22 protein-coding genes are annotated in these 25,190 nt (G+C 49.6%); 15 read left to right on the forward strand and 7 right to left on the reverse strand.

Translation table 11 applies throughout. The features are described 5' to 3' along the window. The first annotated feature begins 57 nt into the window (after positions 1 to 57). Both IPF95_10385 and IPF95_10390 read left to right on the forward strand, forming a co-directional pair. Positions 58 to 1,041, forward strand: a complete 984-nt coding sequence (locus IPF95_10385) for a glycosyltransferase family 2 protein (GenBank protein MBK6475100.1) — start codon at positions 58 to 60, stop codon at positions 1,039 to 1,041. Then, on the forward strand, positions 1,019 to 1,771 hold the full coding sequence (locus IPF95_10390; protein ID MBK6475101.1) for a methyltransferase domain-containing protein: 753 nt from the start codon (positions 1,019 to 1,021) through the stop codon (positions 1,769 to 1,771). Before IPF95_10385 ends, IPF95_10390 begins: the two co-directional genes overlap by 23 nt. On the opposite strand, the gene IPF95_10395 is transcribed toward IPF95_10390, so the two are convergent. After that, positions 1,768 to 3,282 (reverse strand): hypothetical protein, encoded by a 1,515-nt coding sequence (locus IPF95_10395; GenBank protein MBK6475102.1) that lies wholly within the window; start codon positions 3,280 to 3,282, stop codon positions 1,768 to 1,770. The two genes, IPF95_10390 and IPF95_10395, sit on opposite strands and share 4 nt — an antisense overlap. Before the next feature lie 144 nt (positions 3,283 to 3,426). Here IPF95_10395 and IPF95_10400 point away from each other — a divergent pair, with 144 nt between their 5' ends. The 3 genes from IPF95_10400 (at position 3,427) to IPF95_10410 (ending at position 9,042) form a co-directional block, all read left to right on the forward strand. Then, on the forward strand, positions 3,427 to 5,529 hold the full coding sequence (locus IPF95_10400; GenBank protein MBK6475103.1) for a dehydrogenase E1 component subunit alpha/beta: 2,103 nt from the start codon (positions 3,427 to 3,429) through the stop codon (positions 5,527 to 5,529). A 128-nt stretch (positions 5,530 to 5,657) separates the two neighbouring features. Then, complete coding sequence (locus tag IPF95_10405; GenBank protein MBK6475104.1) at positions 5,658 to 8,285, forward strand: T9SS type A sorting domain-containing protein; 2,628 nt, start codon at positions 5,658 to 5,660, stop codon at positions 8,283 to 8,285. A gap of 88 nt (positions 8,286 to 8,373) precedes the next feature. Beyond that, a complete protein-coding gene (locus IPF95_10410; protein ID MBK6475105.1) occupies positions 8,374 to 9,042 on the forward strand; it encodes a flavodoxin reductase in 669 nt (222 codons plus the stop codon). Between the two features lie 63 nt (positions 9,043 to 9,105). On the opposite strand, the gene IPF95_10415 is transcribed toward IPF95_10410, so the two are convergent. Genes IPF95_10415 through IPF95_10425 form a run of 3 tightly spaced genes read right to left on the reverse strand, consistent with a single transcriptional unit; the run spans position 9,106 to position 10,411 of the window. Further along, positions 9,106 to 9,615, reverse strand: coding sequence for a DUF1905 domain-containing protein (locus IPF95_10415; GenBank protein MBK6475106.1), 510 nt, complete (start codon positions 9,613 to 9,615; stop codon positions 9,106 to 9,108). A gap of 21 nt (positions 9,616 to 9,636) precedes the next feature. Beyond that, positions 9,637 to 10,029, reverse strand: coding sequence for a hypothetical protein (locus IPF95_10420; GenBank protein MBK6475107.1), 393 nt, complete (start codon positions 10,027 to 10,029; stop codon positions 9,637 to 9,639). Positions 10,030 to 10,078: 49 nt separating this feature from the next. Then, positions 10,079 to 10,411: a translation initiation factor gene (locus IPF95_10425; GenBank protein ID MBK6475108.1), complete on the reverse strand. Its 333-nt coding sequence runs from the start codon at positions 10,409 to 10,411 to the stop codon at positions 10,079 to 10,081. A gap of 425 nt (positions 10,412 to 10,836) precedes the next feature. On the opposite strand from IPF95_10425, the gene IPF95_10430 reads away from it, so the two are divergent. From IPF95_10430 to mscL, 10 genes are all read left to right on the forward strand, one after another. After that, on the forward strand, positions 10,837 to 12,033 hold the full coding sequence (locus IPF95_10430; GenBank protein ID MBK6475109.1) for a DegT/DnrJ/EryC1/StrS family aminotransferase: 1,197 nt from the start codon (positions 10,837 to 10,839) through the stop codon (positions 12,031 to 12,033). A 434-nt stretch (positions 12,034 to 12,467) separates the two neighbouring features. Continuing rightward, positions 12,468 to 12,785: a hypothetical protein gene (locus IPF95_10435; protein MBK6475110.1), complete on the forward strand. Its 318-nt coding sequence runs from the start codon at positions 12,468 to 12,470 to the stop codon at positions 12,783 to 12,785. A gap of 104 nt (positions 12,786 to 12,889) precedes the next feature. Next, on the forward strand, positions 12,890 to 14,479 hold the full coding sequence (locus tag IPF95_10440) for a SulP family inorganic anion transporter (protein MBK6475111.1): 1,590 nt from the start codon (positions 12,890 to 12,892) through the stop codon (positions 14,477 to 14,479). 27 nt (positions 14,480 to 14,506) lie between these two features. Then, entirely contained in the window at positions 14,507 to 15,124 is a 618-nt protein-coding gene (locus IPF95_10445) for a carbonic anhydrase (protein MBK6475112.1), read from the forward strand. 128 nt (positions 15,125 to 15,252) lie between these two features. Further along, positions 15,253 to 16,881 carry an L-glutamate gamma-semialdehyde dehydrogenase gene (gene pruA, locus IPF95_10450; GenBank protein ID MBK6475113.1) on the forward strand — a complete coding sequence of 543 codons (1,629 nt, stop codon included), beginning with the start codon at positions 15,253 to 15,255 and terminating at the stop codon, positions 16,879 to 16,881. A 180-nt stretch (positions 16,882 to 17,061) separates the two neighbouring features. Further along, a complete protein-coding gene (locus tag IPF95_10455; protein ID MBK6475114.1) occupies positions 17,062 to 18,831 on the forward strand; it encodes a DUF349 domain-containing protein in 1,770 nt (589 codons plus the stop codon). Positions 18,832 to 18,833: 2 nt separating this feature from the next. Beyond that, on the forward strand, positions 18,834 to 19,247 hold the full coding sequence (locus IPF95_10460; GenBank protein MBK6475115.1) for an acyl-CoA thioesterase: 414 nt from the start codon (positions 18,834 to 18,836) through the stop codon (positions 19,245 to 19,247). Next, positions 19,244 to 19,801 (forward strand): hypothetical protein, encoded by a 558-nt coding sequence (locus IPF95_10465; protein MBK6475116.1) that lies wholly within the window; start codon positions 19,244 to 19,246, stop codon positions 19,799 to 19,801. The genes IPF95_10460 and IPF95_10465 overlap by 4 nt, the downstream gene beginning before the upstream one ends. Positions 19,802 to 19,949: 148 nt before the next feature. Continuing rightward, complete coding sequence (locus tag IPF95_10470; GenBank protein MBK6475117.1) at positions 19,950 to 21,572, forward strand: hypothetical protein; 1,623 nt, start codon at positions 19,950 to 19,952, stop codon at positions 21,570 to 21,572. Positions 21,573 to 21,629: 57 nt separating this feature from the next. Beyond that, entirely contained in the window at positions 21,630 to 22,058 is a 429-nt protein-coding gene (gene mscL / locus IPF95_10475) for a large-conductance mechanosensitive channel protein MscL (GenBank protein MBK6475118.1), read from the forward strand. A 139-nt stretch (positions 22,059 to 22,197) separates the two neighbouring features. Here the strand turns inward: mscL and IPF95_10480 are convergent, their stop codons facing one another. The 3 genes from IPF95_10480 to IPF95_10490 are packed head-to-tail and all read right to left on the reverse strand — an operon-like array spanning position 22,198 to position 25,146. Continuing rightward, positions 22,198 to 22,962: an ABC transporter ATP-binding protein gene (locus IPF95_10480; protein ID MBK6475119.1), complete on the reverse strand. Its 765-nt coding sequence runs from the start codon at positions 22,960 to 22,962 to the stop codon at positions 22,198 to 22,200. Then, on the reverse strand, positions 22,959 to 23,972 hold the full coding sequence (locus IPF95_10485) for an iron ABC transporter permease (protein MBK6475120.1): 1,014 nt from the start codon (positions 23,970 to 23,972) through the stop codon (positions 22,959 to 22,961). The genes IPF95_10480 and IPF95_10485 overlap by 4 nt, the downstream gene beginning before the upstream one ends. 55 nt (positions 23,973 to 24,027) lie before the next feature. Further along, complete coding sequence (locus IPF95_10490) at positions 24,028 to 25,146, reverse strand: T9SS type A sorting domain-containing protein (protein ID MBK6475121.1); 1,119 nt, start codon at positions 25,144 to 25,146, stop codon at positions 24,028 to 24,030. Between the last annotated feature and the right edge of the window lie 44 nt (positions 25,147 to 25,190).

Below are 25,190 nucleotides of genomic sequence, written 5' to 3' on the forward strand. Positions count from 1 at the left end.
AGCGTTCTGGTGCAACGGTGTATTTTTCGCCCTCATTTCAGGATGTGAACTGTTGTTATGCCCGGATCTACCGACCTCCATACTGTTCCTGCCAAAGCGCTGCGGGTGTGCATGGTTGTTCCGTGCTACAACGAAGCAGGCGTTCTGCAGCACACCACCGAAGTGCTTCTCAACGAACTGACAAGCCTTGCAATGGAAGGATACGCGACTGCTGATAGCTACGTGTGTTGCGTGGACGATGGCAGCCGGGATATCACATGGGAAGAGATCGAAGTGCTTTCTAAGAACAATGCACGGATCAAAGGGTTGAAGTTGAGTGCCAATTTCGGACACCAGAACGCGGTGATAGCCGGGCTCTTTACGGAACGCACGCATGCGGATATCCTCATCTCCATGGATGCGGACCTGCAGGATGATGTTTCGGTGATCTCCAAAATGGTGAAGTTGCACCACGCCGGAAAACGCGTTGTGTATGGCGTTCGTTTGGATAGGCAAGTGGATTCGTTCGGAAAGCAGATCGCAGCAAAGCTGTACTACAGCCTGATCCGCAGAATGAATGACCGTGCGATCAAAGGGCATGCGGATTTCCGGTCCGCGGATTCCAAAGTGATCGCTGATCTGGAGCGTTTCAACGAGGCAAATATCTATTTACGCGGCTTGTTCCCATTGATCGGATATCCTTCCGCGGAAGTCCAGTACGTCCGAAAAGAGCGCCATGCAGGTGAGTCCAAATACAGCTACCGGAAGTTGATGAGCTTGGCATGGCAAGGCATCACATCGTTCACGACCACACCGCTGAAATTGGTTTTCTACCTCGGTATCGCGATGATGTTCATGAGCTTTGGTGTTGCGGTATGGGTGATCTGGGGCTTGTTCGCTGGGCAAGCCATTCAAGGGTGGGCCTCAACGCTATTGATCATCACCATCTTTTCGGCGATGATCATCACCAGTCTCGGGATCATTGGAGAGTACATCGGTAAGATCTACCAAGAGGTGAAGCAACGCCCCCGTTACATCATTGAACGCACTACCGGTGAGTGACCCTAAGGATACCGCGTTCTCCGAAGAACAGTTCGATAAGCTATACCCGCTAGGCGTGGAACGGCATTATTGGAGCCGCTGTCGGAATAAGGTCATTGCACACACCCTGCGCAAGGTGAATGCGGTCGGCCCGATGCTGGAGATCGGTTGCGGAAAAGGCGTTGTTGTGGAGTACTTGAGGAATGATGGCTTCGACATTACCGGAATAGAATTGGCACCGGTGAAAGCGCTCCCAAGCGTAGCAACATTCGTAAAGACCGGAGCCGATGTGCTGGACATGGACCCCGCGGTCTGCGCAACGATAAGAACAATTTTACTTCTGGATGTGATCGAACACATCGAAGATCCTGTTGCCTTTTTGGTCATGGTCCGGAAGAAGCTGCCGAATGCAGAATGCGTTCTGGCAACCGTGCCTGCCCGACAAGAACTGTTCAGCAATTTCGATCGGTTCAACAATCACTTCCGGCGCTATGATCTGAACATGCTTACCGAACATTTGCGCACCAACAACACGCGCAGTTCTTACGTAAGCTACGTCTTCCATGGCTTATATCCCGCAGCGCGACTATTGCTGAAGTCGAAAGGTGAACGTGAGGTCGGCTTCAATGTGCCCAAAAATTGGCTAGCTGAACTTTTCAATTACGTACTCGGCCTGTTCTTCTACGTCGAGTTCCTCGTGCTTCCACGAACATGGAAAGGAACCTCTGTTATCGGAGTTGCGAAGAGCTAGTTTACGGAAGGTGCACCTTTCCAAGCCGTGTTCACGTAGATGTGATAGCCGTGCCGAACACCGATCAACCGCAACGGCGGATGGTCATCACCAACAACGCAAAGCGGTATCGAAAGGTCCCGTTTCAGAATGTACCGGATCGTGCCATCGTTCAGTGCATTACGGTAGGCGCTCAGATCATAGTTTGCGATCGAGGTAGGCAATTGATAGATGTCCTTTTGGGTAAGTACACTTCGACCGACAATGAAATTCTCCATGTGATCGTGGTACGGGAAGAGGATGTATCCTTCGCGCAGGGCTGGATCTTCCGCGAATTCTTTCGCCATGGCCTTCGCTTCTTCGTATTCAACAAGTTCGTTCTGCACCGTATTCCTGCCGAGCAATACCGTTATGCCCCAAGCAAATTGTCGCGGTTGGATGAAGAGGATCGCCAATGCTAACCCTGCCCATTGCCAAGAAACCGATCTATGGCACATGATCGCTGCCAGAGCGGCAGTGGCCAACACCAGCCCCTCCATGTAGTAAGCTACGGAACTGCCGTACTTCAGGCTCGTGATATACCCGAAGACCAAGCTGATCATGAATGCCAACGCCCAACCCCGTTTCATAGGCTCGGTTCCACGCCACCAACGGAATGCAAGGACCAAGCCGATGCCTTGTAAAACGAACATTGCCACGTAACGCACATTTAAGAGCGAACGCACTAGGACCAGGTCGATCCCATTCCTGACCGACGTGAACAGATTATCGATCACCACGCCTGTTCCATAATGAATGAACATAGAGCCCACAGCTACACCTAGTATCACTGCCCCAACAATGATCTGGTAGAACAGCGTTTTCCATTGTTTGGTGATCAGTAACCAGGACCCAATGATGATCAACGGCAGCACTCCGGTCTGTTTGCTCAGCATCGCCAAACAGCCGAAGATCGTGGCCAGATAGAGTATCTTCTTTCCTTCAGTACCGCGTTCTAAGGAGCGTAAGAAAAAGAACATTGCTGATGCAAAAAAGACCAAGTTCAAGGCATCGGTCCGGCTGTAGATCTGTACGGGTAGGAAACTGAATACAACCGCACCCCACAGTATACCGACCCACCGAATTGCACCCATTTGGCGGGCAATTCCATATCCAATAAATGCGAAAAGCAGATTGAGCAAAAGCCCGACCGTGCGGCTCAATGCATAAATGTTCTGTGGCTCCGATGGGTCAACGCCGATCAACTTCCCAATACTGCCGACCAAGTAGTAATAGCTTGGTGCATATTGGATGATATCCATGGGGAGAATGGCTGGGTCCGTGTACAATGGGCTGCCTTGCATCCATTTTATAATGCCATAGACCACGTTCTGCTCCTCGCCCATGATGTTCAGCAAGTGCGTGTTGATCAAGCTGATACGGCTGGCTAGCGTAGTGACCGTAAGGGCAATGGCCAACGCGATCGAAGCGTATTTCAACGCACGCATCCCGCTCGACTTCGTAAGTCCCGTTATTCCGCTTTCAGCCTCCATTTCGCGATCGAAGCGCCAAAGTAGGTCTTGTTGACAACCTTACCGATATTGAAGGTAGCGACCATGTTCTGCCGTAACCGGGCCGCAATACCTTTGGCACCGAAAAGAGCATTTAAAAGCTCACAGTTATTTCAATTCCTCGTTATGACCACGCTGACCACCGAAGACCGTCAACTCCGCTTTGAACGCGGAACACATGATGATGCCACACTGCTGAACATGTACGTGCAGCTCGCACGACCACGTGTTATCGAAGAGAAAATGTTGAGCCTGCTTCGGCAAGGCAAGATCAGTAAATGGTTCAGTGGAATTGGCCAGGAAGCCATCAGCGTTGGTGTTGCGCTTGCCGCCAATGAGGATGAGTACATTTTGCCAATGCATCGGAATCTGGGCGTCTTCACTACGCGCGGAATGCCGTTCAGAAAACTCTTCGCCCAATGGCAAGGAAAAGCAACAGGCTATTCAAAAGGAAGGGAGCGTAGTTTCCACTTCGGTGATCAAGAGCATAAGATCGTTGGCATGATCAGCCACCTCGGGCCACAATTGGGGATCGCCGATGGCATCGCACTAGCGCACAAACTGAAGAAGGAGAACAGATGCACGTTCGTTTTCACCGGTGATGGTGCAACGAGTGAAGGTGATTTTCACGAAAGCCTCAATGTTGCTGCCGTTTGGGACCTACCGGTATTGTTCATCATAGAGAACAACGGATATGGATTGAGTACGCCGAGCAAGGAGCAATTCCGCATGAAGCACTTCACCGATAAGGCGATAGGCTACGGAATTGAATCAGTGCAGATCGCAGGCAACAACATCCTCGAGGTCTACAATAACCTTGCGCGCTTGGCGGATAGCGTCCGTGAGAATCCGCGTCCCATCCTTGTGGAATGCATCACGTTCCGGATGCGCGGGCATGAGGAGGCCAGTGGCACCAAGTATGTTCCGCAGGAATTGTTCGAGGTGTGGGGTAAGAAAGATCCTGTTCACAATTTCGAAGCATGGCTCTTGAAAGAGGGCATACTTACTGCGGAGAACCGCGATCAGATCCGGCATGAGATCAAAGCGGGTATTGAAGAAGATATTCGACATGCGTTTGAAGAACCTGAACCTACACCTGTTGAGGAGGTTGAATTGGGTGATGTGTATGCAACTGCGCCGGACCCCACCATTGGCACGGGTAGCGTCGACCTCCTCGGTCGACCTAACGAGACCAATGGCCCCGACGGCCAACCACATCCCGAAAAACGCCTGATCGATGCCATTCAGGAAGCCATGTTGCAAAGCATGGAGCGCCATCCGGATCTGGTGCTGATGGGCCAGGATATTGCTGAATACGGCGGAGCATTCAAGATCACCGATGGATTCGTTGAACGCTTCGGAAAGGAACGCGTTCGCAATACGCCACTGTGTGAAAGCGCGATCGTTGGTGCAGCATACGGCCTTAGTGTGAAGGGCATGAAGGCCATGATGGAAATGCAGTTCGCGGATTTCGTGAGCGAGGGCATGACGCAGATCTGCAACGTGCTCGCCAAAAGCCACTACCGCTGGGGACAGAACGCCGATGTGGTGATCCGAATGCCCACCGGCGCTGGCGTTGGCGCTGGTCCGTTCCACAGTCAAAGCAATGAAATGTGGTTCGTGAAAACACCGGGTCTGAAAGTTGTTTACCCGAGTAATCCGTTCGATGCGAAAGGCTTGCTGATGACGGCATTCGAAGACCCGAATCCCGTGATGTTCTTCGAACACAAAGCCATGTATCGCTCCGTTTCTGGACCGGTTCCTACCGAACCCTACAGCATACCCTTCGGTAAAGCACGAATCGTTCGTGAAGCACAGGCCACACGAAACGATAGCCCCGTTTCATTGAGCGTCATCACCTATGGCATGGGCGTGCATTGGGCGACCGAACTCGCAGCAACACTTGCCGATCGCTCGAGTGGCGATGGAGGTCCGATCGATATGGAGATCGTTGATCTACGCACATTGGTCCCGTTGGATATTGAAACGATCGTTGCTAGTGTGAAGAAGACCGGTAAGGTCATTGTCCTGCATGAGGATACGCTGACCGGTGGTTTTGGTGGTGAGCTCAGCGCGTTGATCAATGAACATTGTTTCGATCATCTCGATGCACCCATCATGCGCGTAGCAAGTTGGGATACGCCGGTGCCCTTTGCGATACCGTTGGAGAAAGGGTTCTTGCCAAAGAGCAGATTCGCGGAAGCAGTGGAGCGGTTGGCGGGGTATTAATGAGCTCGTGACGTTCTGTAGAACGAAAAGATCGTCGACCTTGCACCTGTTTTTAAACCAACTGGTGTCATGAAGTCTTTCCGCGCGCTTATCATCCTTGCTGCTTTCAGCATTACGACACCTACTTGGTGCCAAGTAAACTTTGTGCCGGATCTCATCTTAGGGATGTGCTGAATGGTTTCATTCCTGATCTTGTAAGTTCGGATGGTTACATAACGGACCCTGGAGCGTTCATCGAAAATATTAACTTGAATGTGTCATGGACACCTTGCGACCTTACCGGTTTAGAATATGTGTCATGCAACTTAATGAACTTGGGTTTCGATCCCGGGGTTGAAGTAACAGCATTCCCTTCCTTCCCTGCCGTTTCTGGTACTAGTTCCCTCTTTCAAATTTGGAACTACACCGGTACTGATCTTCCCGCGCTACCGCTTGGCCTCGAGGCCTTAATTATTGACGCACCAACGCAACTACAGAACTGGACCCTTGACGGCACACCTGCACAGCCGATACTTGCCGTAGAGATCAACAACTTCCCGGCCACTTCAGCTTGGCCCTCTTCGATCTCATACGTGGAATTTATTTCTGTGGTGAACAGCGAAGGAGATCAACCATTCATACTTGGAGATGGTGTGTTGCGCGTTGTATACCTCGGACTACCCAATTTGACAGTTCTGCCTATGCTATCGCCGGATCAAGATTACATGGAAATTGGGTCCTGTCCCTCAATAACTTCTGGTTGGGCAGTGCAGCAAGTAGCCAATAACCCCACGTTGATATTCAGCAATATGGATGGCCTACAAACCTTATCGAACTTCCCAACCTTGGTGGATAGCCTTTCGGTGGTAGTTACACCCGTTCTTACTTCATTACCGATGCCCAGTTCATTGGTCGGGCTTAACTTGGATTATGTGCCGTTACTACCAGTGCCGATTTTCCCTGCTGGTTTACGCTATCTATCCGTTGGCTGGGTGGATTGGAATGCTGTTCCAGCTCTACCGAGTATGTTGGAAACATTCAAGATCATCGGAGCTTCGACGGATGTTCTGCTTCCAGTTTTCCCGAACAGCTTGTGGTCTTTCATCGCTGATGGCGCATTTACGAATGGTATTCCCCAGTTGCCATCAGGTTTGAGGCAGTTGGATCTGACCGGCTTGTCCACGGATATTGGGCAACCAGCATTCCCTAGCGCAATTGAGACTATTGCACTTAACGATTGTTCCTTCACTGGAATGCCATCGTTCCCTGAAGGACTTCAGGAACTTATCGTGTACAACAGTGGTACTTGTTTACCGCCTTTACCAACGACCTTGACCGAGTTGAGTGCTGACATGGCTTGTTACCCCAACCAACCATCCAATTTAGTGCAACAGTTGAACCTTTGTTCCATCCTTACCAGCTACTGCTCCGAAGTAAATCCTACTATTTCCGGACATGTATTTCTTGATCTGAACAGTGACGGCGAGCAGGGAGCAGATGAACCGAACCATATATCCGGAACAGTGCGTTTTCTACCATCGAACTACCAAACTGGGGTAGACACTGCTGGTAACTACAGTATTGCTTTACCCATCGGAGAATACACTGTGGAATTGGTAGGGCTTTCTCAACCTTTCTCGGATGTGTTACCGTTGCAATATGTTCAAGAACTGTTAACGGTGAATGATAATATTGATGGTCTGGACTTTGCCATAAGCGCCTTGGACATTCCCGTGGAACGGAGTGTACAAATGAGGTTGGTGTCGCCAGCCAGACCGGGGTTTGATCACTATATGATAGTGAATGGAAGTATCCAAGGCTCTCACGAAGACACCACGGTTGTTACGATCACCTTCGATCCCTTACTTACGCTGAATTTCGTTCGTCCATTCGGCACGTCTACAGTAACCGGTAACGTAATAACCTACAAGACTCCGCCGATGACCCAGTTCTATTCTGATATAGTTGTTAGCCTGCATGTGCCTGAAACAGTAACGATGGGCACTATTCTTATGGAGCATTGTGAGATCAGTCCACTTACCAATGATCCAAACCCGGTCAACAATAGCATAACAATTTATCATGAAGTCCTTAGTTCTTTTGACCCTAATGACAAACAGGTTTTTCCAACAATGCTGGCACCGGATGAAGTAGCTGCCGACACTACGGTTGAATACATGATCCGTTTCCAGAACACAGGCACCTACCTCGCCGAACGCGTGCTAGTTACCGATACGTTGAGTGACGACCTACAGTGGGATTCATTCCGATTCATCCAAAGCAGCCATCCGTGCGAATGGTTCATGCGCGATGGAGTGCTCCACTTCGTTTTCAACGAGATCATGTTGCCGGACAGCAATGCGAACGAACCCGAAAGCCATGGCTTCGTGAGCTTCTCCATCAGACCCAATACGGATCTTGCACTTGGTGAAACAGTTCAGAATATTGCGAACATCTACTTCGATTTCAATGAACCAGTGATCACTGATCCTTGCGAACTGACGATCGACATTTCGAATGCTGTTCCGAGTGTTATTGCACAAGAAGCCAGTGCCGTGTACCCAATACCAGCTCTTGATCACATTACGGTGATCCTTCCGAATGGCAGCGTGTATCAAGGAGAGGTGATCGCAACCGACGGCCGGGTGGTACAACGCGTTAGTGCAGTACGAACGAACGATCGGATCAATGTAGCTTCTCTCTCGCCCGGGACGTATGTGATCATTCTACAGAGTGCGGCAGGAGGTATTTTGCGTGAACAATTCATTAAGCAATAACGATCAGTGGTGCGTTCTGCGACAGTATCCCTGTTAACCATTGTTGCTGTTTTCTTGCACACCCTCGAACTCCCTACTTTAGCAACGCATGGAGCCATTAATAGCGGAGATCAAGAGTAGTACGTTCATTACGCCGGATGTGAAACGGTTCGTGCTCACACGCCCTACAGGATTGAAATTCAAACCAGGTCAAGGAGTAATGGTTGCCATTGATCGCGATGGCTGGCGCGACAAATGGCGGCCTTTCACATTTACCTCGTTGACCACATCGCGCAACATCGAATTGATCGTTAAGATCTACAACGATCACAAAGGAGTGACCGAACAATTAGGCATCATTCGCAAAGGCGAAAGGCTACTTTTAGGAGACGTGTTCGGTACAATAACGTACAATGGTCCTGGAGTTTTTTTCGCAGCAGGTACAGGCATCACGCCATTCCTGGCCATCTTTCGCGATCTGGAGAAGAAGAAAAAAATGAAGGCAAACACGTTGGTCTATTCCAATAGAACGGGCTTGGATGTGATCATGGATACGGAACTTGCGAAACTTCTGGGCAAACGATACTTCAAGTTGTTCACGCGTGAACGCGTCATTGGGTTCCGCGATCGGCGTATCGACAACAATACGCTCATCGCTTTGGTCCAGAATTTTGATCAGAACTTCTATATCTGCGGCCCGAAAGAGTTCGTACGCGATCTGGAGGAAATGCTCCTTAGTCTCGGTGCCAAAGCGGATACGCTGATCTTTGAGGCATAGCGCCGTGATCAAGATCATAGCACCTCACGGATCCGACCCAAGGTCGCGTTCGATCAATCGCTGCTAGATCTTTTTTGTTCTACCGCCGAAGTGAATATGTCCCGTTTCAAAACGACGCAATAATTCTGCGATCCGTTTGGCTTGGGTAGGTTCGGTCTTCGCGCTCGCCACCCAATAGCACATACTGCGTTGCATGCCCGTTGTCAATTTATCCCAGCCCACTTTGAATTCCGGCATGAAGTCCAAGGTCTCGGCCAGGGCTTCCGGGATCGTTACCTTATCCGGTTCAGGGTCTGCCCATAGTTCAACGTGGACCAGATCCCCCTGCTTTTTCAATTTCGCTGCGTGCCGGATATCACCACCAAGAATGATAATGTGGTAACCACTCTTGGTCGGCATTAATGCACGGTCGACAGCGATCCCATTGATCATGCATTTTACACGTACCCTTCCACGGGTTCCGAATTCAGTTACCACGTCATGCGGGAACTCCACAAAATACCATGTGAATTCGCCTTTCATGCGCTCCAATGGAGCGGTAAATCGGTAGGGCTTTATCGAAGTTGACTTCACCGGCCGAATGGATTGACTTCCTTACTTGTTGTTAATGATGATCGTAGGGTTGTCCTGGATCTTTTTCGCCGAACGACCAACGAACCGAAGGATCTGTTCCCCCTTCTTTTCTTTGATCGCGAATACCACAGCTACAGGACCTTTGGGCCCGGTACCGGGTGTGGCGAGCTGTAGAGCCTTCCGCTCGATCTGCGGAATGTTCTCGTCTTCGAACGTGATCACAACACGTGCAAAGTCGTAGTTGGTGTTCTCCAGTTTAACGTTGGTGCTCGGTTCCGCATTAACCGTTTCCCCGTTTACGGTAAGGGTGAATTTCAAACCATCTTCAGAGTAAATAGTAAGATCATGGGCGATCTGCGCTTGAATAAAGCAGGTGATCAATGTGGCGGCTGCAAATAGTAGGATGCGATGCATGGTATGTATTTAGTTGTCAATATTAGCGATCACTAGGCATGGTTTCGAATTACCCACCCGCCTTTTTTGCTCGATAACCCTTCTCGGTCAATAAGACCAACACTTTATCACGGTGATCACCTTGCAATAGGATCACGCCGTCCTTCGTATTTCCGCCAACGCCGCATTTGCTCTTCAATGCGCGCCCAAGATCATCGAGATCACTGGCCTTTCCAACGAAGCCCGCAATGCGTGTAACTTCCTTGTTCCCCTTCATTCGATCCAAATGAATGCGGAGATCTTGTTGCTGAGGTGGCAGGGTGGACGGTTCAGCAGAGGTGCCTAAGTTCTTGTTGGTGCTGTAAACCAATCCGCCGAGACCGCTTGGGGGACGTTTCTTCATGAAGGGCTAAAATAGTTATGAAGGATAGGAACGTAATCATATTGTACTTTTATTGATATGGGTATAGTGTTTGAAAGACCGTTGATCCAAGCGAACAAAAGATCCGGCGATCACACCAGATCATCTTCTTATCAGAGTCCGGTACTGGATCACAAACACTTTGTCACTACCTCGTTGCACGACATCGTTGAAGACCTCATTACTAGCGCCGTCTGCGTAAGTTATCAGGTCACTCTGGGCAGAAAGCAGAAAGGAATGGAGAAGAACAGGCCATTAGGACTATCAGTGGTTTCATGTCTGTTCACAATGCCTCCAGGTTCGGTGACCAGGGAATTGTAGAGATGATCATTCGGCAAGTCTTCTTCCTTAGGTGATAAAAAAGTGATCGAAACAGTCAGATATCTTTGCCCCAAACGCAAATATCCATGCCTGGTACAGAACTATTCGGTGAAGAAGAAAAGAAGGAAGTGATGGACGTGATGAACTCGGGCGTTCTTTTCCGGTTCAATCACGACGCGCAGCGCGAAGGCCATTGGAAAGCGAAGGACTTTGAAAAGGAGGTCGCGCAATTCACTGGCGCAAAGCATGCGTTAGCGGTAAGCAGCGGCAGCACCGCGGTGAATACAATGCTTGCCGCTTGTGGTGTGGGATACGGAGATGAAGTGATCGTGCCGCCCTTCACGTACATCGCCACTATCGAAGCCGTTCTGCTCGCAGGTGCGTTACCGGTCTTTGCGGAGATCGATGATACGTTGTGCATGAGCGCGGAAGGCATCCGTACCGTGTTAAGCCCAAAGACCAAAGCCATCTTGCTGGTACACATGTGCGGCGCAGCAGCAGACCTCGATGGCATCATCGCCATTTGCAAAGAGAAGAACATCCAACTGATCGAGGATAGCGCACAAGCGTTGGGTGCAAGCTACAAAGGCAAAATGCTCGGAACGTTCGGACTTATGGGCAGCTTCAGTTATGATTTCTTCAAGATCAATACCTGTGGTGAAGGCGGGATCGTGATCACCGATGATCATGAGCTTTGGGATACCGCACAGCAATTTGCCGATCATGGACACGATCACATCGGTAATAACCGCGGCATGGAACAGCACCCGATCCTGGGCACCAACTTCCGGATCGGCGAGATCAACGCAGCTATCGGCTTAGCGCAAACGCGCAAACTTGGGTACATTCTCAATAAGCAGCGCCAGCACAAAGCGACCATACAAGCGAGGTTGGGTAGAATTGAAGGTCTACAATTCCGGAGGCACACCGATGAAGCGGGCGACAGTGCTACGTTCTTTCATTTGCTTATGCCGAACGAAGAACAAGCACGTGCGTGTGTGAAATTGCTTGGTGAAGCCGGTATCGGGGTAGGGTATTGGTATGATAATATGTTCCATTACATCAAGCAATGGGATCACGTAAAGAACCTTAGCGCTCCGTATAAAATGGTCGCCCACGAATTGGGCCTACCCCAAGATCTAAAGACCATCAAATTCCCCAAAAGCGATGCCGTTATGAGCCGTTTGATCAGCTTCAATATCCGCGTTACATGGACCGATGCTGAACTGAATGCGATGCTGGATAAAATGGAAGGTGCGGTTAAACAGGCCTTATTGACCTAATTGGCCCACCGTCTTTTGGATCCCGGGATCATAGGACCATGAAAGTGCATAACGATAAAGCGCAGATCCTTTGAATGGCATTGTGAAGAATGTGGATCAGTCTGATGAACGCGATCTACTGCGATTGCTCAAGGATAAACGTAACCACGCTCCCGTTCATTTTGGATCTACTGGAATGATGCAGGAAATAGCAGCTACACTACCCAACAAGCCGCATATGTTCATAGATGATCTTGAGCATATGGTCCTGTCGTTTTGAATGTGATGAACGAGATCATTGTCTAGTTGAGTCAGAGGCGCAGCGGGGTTCTATGAAATCGACTTGAATCATATGCCCCATTACATCAAATATCCAATTTCTGGGATACGCTCTGAGGTTTTTTTATGAATTACTGCGCACTTAAAAAGTCATCTCTGCTTACTTTTGCACCATAGTGATCTTTCGCTCGACCAATAGCTCAAATTTTGGAGCCACCATCATGGGGTTGGCCATAGCTATGGCCATGCTGCTTTTTGTTGCTCCGGTGCTGGTCAGTTCCATTACGGAAATGGCCAAGGTTGCAAATTGTGGTAATGCCCCTGCACCGATATTGGAAGAGGAAGTTGCACACGCTGCTAAGTTGCTCCCGGACCCCATTGGTTTGGATCTATTTGCTGGCAATGCAGAAAAGAGTACAATTATTCCTGCTGGGCCTGATGCTTTACTTTCTGTGAAGCACGGTGACGTACCCGACCCGCCTCCTTGGTGCTGATGTGTTGATCTTTAGCGTTGGTCGTGTAGGCCAGCGTTCGCTTGTGACCTTCATCCAGGTCCACACAAGCTGTATCCACATCAGTTCACGTTACAATTTTTTTAATGAAAGACAAAGGTCTATTCGGCTATTGGAAGCAGGATCTTCAAGCTTCCGTCGTGGTTTTTTTGGTTGCATTACCATTATGTCTTGGTATTGCCCTGGCAAGTGGTGCTGATCCAATAACAGGTATAATCGCTGGAGTAATTGGTGGTATTGTTGTGGGTTACGCGTCCGGTTCTTCATTAGGCGTAAGTGGTCCTGCTGCGGGTTTGGCAGTGATCGTTCTTACCGCTATAAGTTCGCTTGGTTCGTACGAATTATTTCTTTGTGCTGTAATAATTGCTGGTGTATTACAAGCCCTTTTAGGATTGTTTAAAGCTGGTGTATTGGCCTACTATTTCCCTTCATCTGTTATCAAGGGCATGTTGGCGGGTATTGGTATCATCATTATACTGAAACAGATCCCGCATGCTTTAGGCTACAATTCTGATTATGAAGGTGATCTTGATTTTTTCCAACCGGATAACCAGAACACATTCTCCGAGTTGCTCAATGTGATGGATTTTCTGGAATATGGCTCCATTATAATTGCACTAGTAGCGCTGGCCTTATTGTTAGTTTGGGAACAGCCACTCATTAAAAATTCCAAACTCGCGTCAATTCCAGGACCATTGCTTGCTGTGTTGAGCGGTATTGTTCTGGGGTTTGTTTTCAAAGGTGGAACTATGGAGTTAGGCAGTAGCTTCTTCGTGGCGTTACCGGATATTTCATTGGCATCGCTCTCAGCCTCTTTGCCGTCGCCGGATCTTGCTGGATTTACTCAACTTGCTGTTTGGAAAGTAGCATTTACCATTGCTATTGTAGCAAGTTTGGAAACGCTCTTGTGTGTAGAAGCTGCGGATAAAATGGACGATCACAAACGCGTTACTCCTACCAATCGGGAACTACTGGCCCAAGGTGCTGGTAATTTCCTTTCCGGCTTTGCTGGTGGGTTACCGATCACGCAGGTCATCGTTCGCAGTTCTGCTAATGCGCAGAGCGGTGGAAAAACCAAGCTATCAGCAATTTTTCATGGTGTATTGCTCCTGCTATCGGTGCTTTTGTTCCCAAGTGTATTGCGTGCGATCCCTCTAGCAAGTTTGGCCGCTGTCCTTTTAATGGTAGGCTATAAATTGGCAAAACCTGTTCTCTTCAAGGAAATGTGGAAAGCAGGCGCCTACCAATTCGTTCCATTCATAGTAACTATTGTGGGAGTGGTATTCACCGACCTTTTGACCGGTGTAATGATCGGGATGGCCGTTGGTATATTCTTCATTCTTTACAACAATTTCAAACTGCCGTTCCGCCTCGATCCGGCAACGTTGGTCTCAGGGGTGCCCACGCGTATCGAATTGAGCGAGGACGTGAGTTTCTTGAACAAGGCAGCCATTCTACAGACACTCAACAAACTGCCGAAAGGCGCACACTTGATAATTGATCTAGCGCGAACTGTTGGCTTGGATCCTGATGTTATCGAGATCATTCGTGATCAGACCATTCGCGCCAAAGAAAATGGAACTATCATCGAGACCGTGGGTTTGGATGAACAGCGGAGGAACAACATCGACGAGAACAATTCGAATCTGAAACAGAAGCAGGCCCTTGCGTTCTAGTGGACCTTACTAAAGTTTTAAAAGAAAATGAGAACTCTTACCAAAGAACTTCAGACTGACCTGACGCCGGCCAAAGCGCTGAAGATCCTGAAGGATGGCAACGAGCGATTCGTGAAAAACCTGAAAGCCAATCGCAATTTGCTCCAACAAGTGAACGAAACTGCGGAAGGACAATTTCCCTTCGCCGTGATCTTGAGTTGCATCGATTCACGAACTAGTGCTGAACTCTGTTTTGACCAAGGCCTTGGAGATATTTTCAGTGTGCGAATCGCCGGGAATTTCGTGAATACCGACATTCTTGGCAGCATGGAATTCGCGTGTAAAGTGGCCGGAAGTAAATTGGTCGTGGTACTGGGTCATAGCCAGTGTGGCGCAGTGAAAGGAGCCTGCGATAATGTGCAAATGGGCAACTTGACGAGCATGCTCGCAAATATCAAACCGGCTGTGGAGGGTGTGAATATGGATGGTGATCGCACTTCTAAAAATGGTGAATTTGTACAAGCCGTAGCGAACCTGAACGTGGACAAGGCAATGGAGCAGATCCGTCTCCTAAGCCCGATCCTGAAAGCCATGGAAGACAATAACGAGATCGGTATCGTCGGGGGCATGTATGATGTTAGTACAGGCGAGGTGACATTCCATTGATCGCATTAAACTTCAAAGCCCGGCGCGGAGATCGAAAGGTCTTCGCGCTTTGTGGTTGAGGTAGGTATCTTTGCGGACCTCGTTCAACATGATAGTGTGTTGGATCTGCAAAATTTTAGGACCATTCCATGAGCAACGCCGTTTTCGTACCTCCAGTTCCGATCAATGAACCCATTAAAAGCTATGCTCCTGGCACACCGGAGCGTGCAGCGCTACAGGCTGAATATGACCGTCGACTTAAAACGAAGATCGATGCGCCGATGTGGATCGGAGGTAAAGCCATCACCACCACGAACGTGCGCAAAATGAGCCCGCCGCATAAGCACGCGCACAACTTGGGCAATTCGCATCACGGCGATGCAAAAAGCGTCAAGTCAGCGATCGACGCTGCACTGAAGGCCAAGAGAGCCTGGGAGACCATGCCATACGAGGATCGTGCTGCGATCTTTCTGCGTGCCGCCGACCTTTTGGCCGGACCATACCGCGCACAGATCAATGCGGCGACCATGCTGGCGCAGGGTAAGAACGCCTACCAAGCGGAGATCGATGCGGCGTGTGAGTTGATCGACTTTTTACGTTTCAACGTGAGCTATGCACACGAGATCTATCAGAACCAACCGATCAGCTCTCACGGTGTTTGGAACAGATTGGAGTACCGCGCTCTGGAAGGATTCGTATTTGCCTTGTCGCCTTTCAACTTTACGGCCATCGCTGGTAATCTGCCGAGCTCCTGTGCGCTAATGGGCAATACCGTGGTCTGGAAATGCGCCGACACACAATGTTACAGCGCGCAAGTGTTGATGGAAGTATTCATGGCAGCAGGTTTGCCGGATGGTGTTATCAATTTGATCCATGTCAGTGGACCCGTTGCTGGTGATGTGATCTTCAAGCACAAGGATTTTGCTGGGATCCACTTCACAGGAAGCACTGATGTATTCCGTGATATCTGGAAAACGATCGGTAACAACCTGCCACTCTATCGCAGCTATCCGCGCGTAGTTGGGGAGACAGGTGGTAAGGATTTCGTTGTGGCGCATTCATCCGCCGACCCGAAAGTCGTGGCAACTGCATTAACGCGTGGTGCGTTCGAGTATCAAGGGCAGAAGTGCAGCGCTGCAAGTCGCGCATACATCCCGGATACGATCTGGACACAGGTCAAAAAAGAACTGCTTGCCGATCTCGCAGAAATGAAAATGGGCGATCCGCGCGACTTCAAGAATTTCACCGGTGCAGTGATCGATGAGAAGTCCTTCGACAAGATCGCAGGCTACATCGATGCACTGAAAAAGGATAAAAAGAACATCCAGATCATCGCTGGTGGTAAATACGATAAGAGCAAAGGGTATTTCATTGAACCTACCGTTGCCGTTTCCAAGGATCCGAAGAGCGTTACCATGTGTGAAGAGATCTTCGGGCCGGTATTAACGATCCACGTTTACAGTGCCGACCGCTGGATGGATACGTTGAAACTGGTGGATTCCACGGGTGAATATGCATTGACAGGTTCGGTGATCAGCAATGACCGTAGCGCCGTATTGCAAGCAGTGGATATACTCCGCCATGCTGCCGGTAACTTTTACATCAACGATAAACCGACAGGAGCCGTAGTTGGCCAACAACCTTTTGGTGGAGCACGTGGTAGTGGCACGAATGATAAAGCGGGTAGCTATCTTAACCTCATTCGCTGGGTAAGCCCACGAACGATCAAGGAAACCTTTGTGCCTGCTACTGAGCACGGTTATCCGTTCTTGGGTTGATCTTGGTACGATCGTTTTTTGAATGGGGATCTGCACCGATCGCAGATCCCCATTTGTATGTTTTAAGTGTCCGAATAACGCAGATCCTTGCACGTAATTCCAGATAGGTGTGCCCGTTCCCACGCATCCCTCTATATTTGGCATGATGCTCACACTCTACCGAACATCACTACTTGAAGAATGGCTACCAAAGCAGAGCTGATCAATAAGCTCGAAGAATTGATCGCGCACGACGATGTTGAACACGCCGCCGAGGCCGTTGATATTGTGAAAGAAGCATATGAATCGTTGATAGCTGCGGAGCTGGAGAACGCATCGGAAGAAACGCACGATGATGCGGAAACTTCGGATGACACTACGGGAGCCGCGAAGGAGCCGCCGACTACCATCGATATTGAATCCATTGCGCCACAGGACGAGCACGATAAGCGGTTCAAGCAATTGATGGATGGTTTCAACCAACGGGTGAATGATATCCGAAGGAAAAAAGCCAAAGAAGAAGCGGACAACCTGAAGGAGAAGCACGCGGTCATGGAAGAGTTGAAAGCCATGATCTCCGGTGAGGAGAACATTGGTACGGCCTTCCAACGCTTCAGTGATCTACAGGAAAAGTGGAAGACCATCGGACCAGTTCCGCAACAAGCCTATCGCGATCTACAAGCGGATTACTCGCATTTATTGGACGAGTTCTTCTACCATATCCGGATCTATAAGGAACTTCGGGATCATGATCTGCGCAAGAACACCGCACTCAAACAAGCATTGATCGCGGATATGACCTCCCTTGGTGAAAAAGACAACATCAAGGAATTGGAAACTCAGGTGAAGGACTACCAGGATAAATGGCACCAGGTTGGCCCGGTAGTGCGTGAAGAATGGGAAGCGATCCGCGATGGATTCTGGAATGCAACGCGCGTGGTGTACGATAAGGTGCATGAACATTACAAGGCACGCCGAGCGGAACATGATGCCAACCTACTGGCCAAACAACATTTAGTGGAACGCGTTCTGGCGATTGCTGATCAGACCAAGGACATCGGTACCAAGGAATGGAAAGTCCTTACCGATCAAGTGTTGGAAGCACAGAACGCATGGAAAGTGATCGGTTTCGCTACCAAGAAGGATAATGAGCGGATCTGGAAGGAATTCCGCAATGCATGCAATACCTTCTTCGATGCGAAAAAGGCGCATTATGATCAGATCCGAGAGCAATTCAAGGAAGCAAAGGATAAGAAAGTAGCTTTATTGGAGCAGGCATTGGCGTTAAAGGAGAGTACGGAATGGCGCCAGACCGCTGATAAACTGAAAGCACTCCAAAGTCAATGGAAAGCCGCAGGGAACGCGGGTCTACGTGACGAGAATAAACTTTGGGGTAAATTCCGCGATGCGTGCGATGGCTTCTTTGGCGCGCGAAAAGCCGCATATGCCAAGATCGATGATGAGCAAGCTGAGAACGTAAAGCAGAAAGAAGACCTGCTCAAAGAGATAGAGGTCTTTATTCTATCCGGCGAACGCAACAAGGACATTGAACAATTGAAGGATTTCTCTGCGCGTTGGATGAATTCCGGACGTGTTTCACCGAAACTGTACGATGGTTTCAGCGATCGGTATCGCGCCGCATTGGATAAGCATTACGGTCAGCTGAAAATGGAGGGCGATGAGCGTCAGAAACTCCGTTTCAAAGATCATATGGACAACCTCAAGAGTGGTCCTGATGGTAAGGATCGCATCGAACGGGAAAGCCGCTTCATTAAACGCAAGATCGAAGAGGTGGAAACCGAGAAGCGAACGATCGAAGGCAGCATGGGTATGTTCAATTTCAAATCCAAAGCTGGCGAAGCAATGAAGCTGGATATTGAGAACAAGATCCAAAAGCTGGAGCGGGATATTGAACGATTGAAAGGTCAGCATAAAGAGCTGATGAAAGAGCTACGCGAACAGCAAGCCTAGTTATGGCACTCGTTGAAGGTGTAGTCTCTATTGAGATCCCGGTCGCTTGGGGTGAACAGGACCTCTTCGGACATGTCAACAACGTTGTGTATTTCCGTTATTTCGAGAATGTGCGGATGTATTTCTTGGAGCGTACCGGTATCTTCAGGTCGCACAATGAAACCGGCATTGGTGTGATCCTGGCAAGCACTACATGCGATTTCAAGATCCCTGTGAAATGGCCTCAGAAATTGAAGATCAGCACAGCATGTACCGCCGTTGGAAACACCAGTTTTACATTGGGGTATGAGATCCTTGATGAACAGAACAAGGTAGTGGCGAAAGGCACTAGTGTGCAGGTGATGTACGATTACAATAAAGGCACTAAAGTGTCCATTCCGGACCAAGTGCGTAACGCAATAGCTAGTTTGGAATGAATGCTCTCCCCTTCGTTTTTCGCTACACGACCATCGCTCTCTGTACCGTTCTGGTCGCCTGTTCTACGCCTGAGGTGCGCAGCGTAGATACGCCAGAAGCAGCTAGTACCAACACCTTGAGCACTGCCGATAGCCTGAATGACCTGTCCCTTGGAGCACTGATACTGAAGTTGATGGGTGAATGGCATGATGTACAGGCCGATGGCACCACGGTTTTCCATGAGCAATGGGAACGTACGGATGATCAGTTCTACACGGGCCTCGGCTTCGTAATGTCCGGGACGGATACCGTTTTCATTGAGAACTTGGTTATCGCGTATGATAGTCTTGGAGCTCATTATTCTGCTCGGATCCCTGCCCAGAACCAAAGGGAGTACGTGCGTTTCGGATTGACCACAGCAAGTGAGGATTCCATGGTCTTCGAAGCTCCCGAACATGATTTTCCACAACGTATTGCGTATGTGATCCAAGGCGATTCTGCATGGAATGTGGTCGTTTCAGGAATTGACAAAGGCGTTCCGCGCTCGGAAAGATTCCATTTCACACGGCGGTAGGTTCAGTATATCTGATCAACGGTGTTTGATCAAGGTACTCGAATACCTTTACTTCGTGATCGTTGACGGCAGCGGAACTCTCCAACGCCGTGCACGTTTTTCTGCTTCATACACTCGAAGCAGGTAATCTTTAGTTGATGAAGATCTCATGGACCTGATCCCCCCCGGCTGGCGAACCAAGCTATACCGCTTGATCAGTTGGGCGACACCGTTCTTGGCACTTGTGCTGATCGGTCTGGTCTATTTCCTAGGTGTGCGTACGGAACGGACTGGATTCGTTCGTGAGGTTCTGGACCCTGGATTGAAGCGCATCACGAACCCCGTCCTGAATGCATTCCGAGGGGGCGTGCCTCCCGTCCATTCGCTATTGATCCAGCTAGATTCTGCCGCTGTGGATAGCATGCTTGAGATCGAACATTCGGCCAAAGTGCGTGGATGGCTGGGAACATCCATGAACGCCTATTTCGTGGGGTCGGTTGAATGGGGTGATAGTACGCTTGCTGCAGTGATATCGCTACAGGAAGGACCAAGGATCAACGATGGAAAAGCGGATCTAGGCCAACTGCAAGTAGGTCTGGTCATGGGCGATACGATCCAAGGAATGCAACGCTTCAACCTCAAGAAGATCACGAATGGGCAGGTACTCCATGGCTGGCTGATGGCACATGTTCTTGCTGAACAGCGTTTGCCGGTTCTGGGTCGTTCCATCGTCGAGGCGACCACTCCATGGTACAAGAACGGATTGAGTTCGTTGGAAGGTGCGTTGGATAGTACTGCGCTTGTTCGGTGGGGTGCGGAAAATTTCATTGCGGGTTGGTATGGCAATGAATTGTATCTGGCTGCTCAACAAGAGACCGCGGAATTGAAGTACCCGGTGGATCCATTACGCCAAGCGGATTGGCTCGTAGCGCCCATTTTGACCTCATTGATCGCAGGAACAACGAAAAATGCGCAAACCACTAAGGCTCAGGAACTGGTCGTAAGATCATTGGATGCGTTCCGGAAAGGAAGCAGATCAACATCCGAGGTGTTCCAAGTGAACGCATTGGCAAAGCTTTACGCACTCAGTGATCTTTTCGGACAGCAACGTACCATGGCCTGGTGGAATTTGAGATTCGTTCCGGATAGTACCGCACGGCTTATGACCGTTCCATTGCAGTATCTGGAGCCTGGACCAATTGCGAGAATTCATGCACTGACAAGCGGAAATGTGATCAGGTTCCCATCCAACGGTTCGGATCTCATTGATCGCATGTTCAATGATCCGGTTTTCTATAGAGCATACGTGGCGTATTTGGATACCATCAGCACGCCAGGTTGGTCAGAAGCACTATTCGAACGCTATGCTGCTGAATTGGATCTTCAGGAAAGGATCGTGGTCGGTTATTTTCCCCAATACGTTCTGGATCGCGCAATTTTCGAACACAACCGGTTGGTGATCCGCAGTACCCTCTATCCGAAAGATCTTATGTTGGCCTATTTCGAGGATCGGATAGGGGCGGTTGATCGATTAGCCGTAGGAAACGTGCACGCTTTGCCAGTGGAAGTGGTCGCCTTCGTTGCTGAAAATGATACTGTGGAACTTGAGAAACCCATATTCATAGCGGCGCGTGAGCCGGATATGCCGTTGACCTACGATATGATCCGGTTGGAAGTCTCCAGCGCAACATCATCACCGTCCGTTCTTTTAGTGCGGCCGGTCGGGCTGCATTCAACTATAGCTGTACATGTTGGATCGTGGAATACGTTCTCATCAAACCCTGCTGAGTGATCCATTCGCATTAGATTTACCAACTAACCAAACCACATCCACCAAAACCAGGATCACATGAGTATGATGAAAGAGTTCAAGGAGTTTGCCATGAAAGGCAACCTCGTCGATATAGCCGTAGGTTTCGTAATGGGTGCTGCCTTTGGGAAGGTCGTGTCCGGATTCATTGATGGCATTGTTATGCCTGCGATCGGTATGATCACAAGCGGTATCGACTTCAATCAATTGAAATATGTGCTCAAGGCAGGAGCTCCGTCTGTAACGGATGCAACCGGTGCCATTGTGACAGCCGAAGTAGCCGAGGTTGCGATGACCTATGGTGCCTTTGTTACCACAGTGATCAATTTCATCGTGGTCGCATTCGTAGTGTTCATGCTTGTAAAAGCAATGAATAAAGCCAAGAAGAGTGAGCCTGCTCCGCCTCCTGCCGGACCAACGGCCGATCAGAAACTACTCATGGAGATACGTGATGCGCTGAAGAAGTAAGCGAGCATCGATCGTTTTGAAAACCCTCTTGCATTGTGCGAGAGGGTTTTTTTTTCTTTGAACGAAGTTCATCCTAGGATAAGTGAGCCGTATTTAGTTCATGGAATGAACACCGGCTGTAGATTATCTATCGAATGCATCAACACGGTATAAAGCTCAACAACACCGGATCAAACCGCATTCCGGATAGTGCAAAGGCTTTTTCCATTCGTCCTGATGTGATCAATACGTTCGGTGCGTCGGTGATCACCGATCCATCGGTAACGAGAATGATCCGATCGGCAATATGCAGCGCGGTCTGCAGATCATGCGTGCTCAGTACGATGCACTTTTTGGTACGCTGTGCAAGCTCCTTCAACAAAGCCATTGATCGCACGCGATTGACGAGATCCAAGAACGCGGTAGGTTCGTCCAAGAGCATGATCGGCGTGTCTTGAGCGAGTGCGCGCGCGATCAGTACCAACTGCAATTCACCATCGCTTAACGAACGCAATGCGCGCTGCTCGAACTGCTTGGTTCCTGTGCGTTGCATCGCATCATCGATCCTCAGCTGATCCTCGTCGGTCAGTCGTCCCATATGGCCGGTCCACGGTTGGCGCCCGAGCGAGATCAACGTGCGCACGTCAAGCAAACCCATATCCGGACGACCGGTAAGTACTACGCTAATAGTGCGTGCTCTGTCCATTGCGGTCATACTGAACAGGTCTATACCATTGATAGCTATCCCGCCAGAGATGGGCTTCAGTAGCCCAGCTAGTGTTCTCAGCAACGTTGATTTGCCGCTACCATTCACACCGATCATGGCAACCAATTCTCCGGGGTTAAGTGATAGGTCGATACCCTTGAGTATGGTTTTCTTTCCATGACCAACTGCAAGGTCGGCGGTATGTAGAATGGTCTTCATGTGCTACGCGCCCATCTTTTACCGCTGAATAATACCCACGCCACAACGGGCGCTCCGAGTAAGGAAGTCACTGCATTCAACGGAATGGCATGTTGCACGCCGGGTAGTTTGATAATGACATCGCAGAGCAACGCCAGCACTGCTCCACAAAGCAGCGTCGCTGGCATTAGTCGGGTGTGATCACTGGTCCGCATGAATGCACGTGCAACGTGTGGAGTGGCAAGACCAAGGAAAGCGATCGGACCACAAAAAGCCGTGATCGTACCCGCAAGAATGCCGGCGGTCCACATAATGCGCCGGTGCACGCTGCGCACGGGAATGCCCATCGTTGCTGCGTAATCCTCACCCATCAGCAGAGCGTTCAACGATTTCACCAGATACACTGATGCCGCTATCCCCAACAAGACCGGTACCACCAACCATCCCATCCGCTCTGGTCCTACTCCTGCAAAAGAACCCATTCCCCATAACACAAATCCCTTCAATGCTGCATCGGGGCTAGCAACTTGCAACACACTGATCAACGCCGAACAGATATAGCCCACCATCAACCCCACGATCAACAACGTTACGCCATCTCCGATACGGCGGTCTGCTAAAAGTACCAAGGCCAATACACCCATGCTGCCGATCAATGCAGCAATGACCAACGCTGCATCACGCGGGATCGGTACCATGCTCCACAATGGTTGTGACAACATCAGCAAAGCAACACCCAAACTGGCTCCGGAACTAATGCCCAGCACACTAGGCCCTGCCAGTGGATTACGGAACAAGGTCTGCATCAACAAACCGCTCGCCGCTAGCCCTGCACCGGCTAACAACGCGGTAAGTGCTTGTGGTAATCGCACTAATCGAACAACGTTCTTCGCACTGTCACCACTGCCCATCAAGCCATCCTGGATCTCAGTAAATGACAAGGCCACTGAACCGGTGCTCAAGTGTACCAAGAACAACACGAGGCCTAGAACAAACAGCACAAGAAATGGCCAAAAAGAGCGCGACGGCATTCCGCAAACTTAGGCGGTGTTACCGGACCCTACTTCCACTGCCTTCAAACGCACTTTATTCCTTCACGAATTGCTGGCGTATTATCGTTGCATTACGCGCTAATTCCAAGGTATAGACCCCAGTCACTAGTGTCGAAATATCGATCCCATTAGCAGCCTTGCCGTGTTCAATTCGTCGACCTTGTGCATCGATGACCGCAACTTGATACGAGCCCTTTAAGTTCCAACTCAGGTAGTTGGTCGCAGGAACTGGAGACAAAACCAGAGCATCCTTATCCACAGCTTCATCAATTCCCATCGGTCCAGCAAGGTCAATCATCACAATTGCTGACTGGCATAGTAATTCCGGTGTGAAAATGATCATGTATTGGCCGGCTGGAAGATCATTCCAAGTGCCGTTGTTCGTTTGCTCAATGGGGTCACCAATAGGTGTTGGAGATCCTCCATTCATGTCAAACAAGCTTAATGTACCAATTGGTTGACCAGGATAGGGCAGGGTGGAATTTGGGTCGTTCAATACATTCAAAACCGAAATGCTTCCGTTGGAAAGGCCTCCGGTGGGTGCAACGTTGCTGGTCTCTAGGGTAAGGCTGTCACCATAAGCAATCGTTTCTTCCGACTGTGCAACACCACATGGACTTGAAATTTGCACTGAATAGGTGTAGCCGAAAGGATAGAAATGCGGCACCAACAAACCTATCCCAGCGCTATACGGAGTGATCGAATCAACAACGGTGGTGCCATCCTGTATGATCCGCAACACATTAAGCGAATCATTCGTTAAGTCGTCGCAATCAACATAGGTAAAGATCTGTCCTAACGCAGATGGAACCCTGACCTCGCCGCTTATCTGAACTTGGCCAGCCATTGCATAAATATTCAAATTGAAATGCCAGTATTCCTGGATAATGTCAAAGGTGAGCGTGTTCAGCAGCGTAACACCATCATAAAAACTGACCGTATGGGAACCCACACCAAGGTCGGTTGTTATTGTTGTAGCACCCGTATCCCAAAGCACATTATCGCCACCGCATGCGGTTAAGTCTACGTAGGCATACCCAACAGTATCCGGCAGGAAGGGGTGGAACATATATGGGCCACATTGCGCTTGCGCACTATTCCCAAAGAATAAAGTTCCAAATAACAGGCCGAAGCTGAGTAGTTGTTCTTTCATGATGAATAGGTGCTTAATTGATTGACGTGGAATCCTATGAAAGG

Source organism: Flavobacteriales bacterium, assembly GCA_016704485.1.
Lineage (GTDB): Bacteria > Bacteroidota > Bacteroidia > Flavobacteriales_F > PHOS-HE28 > PHOS-HE28.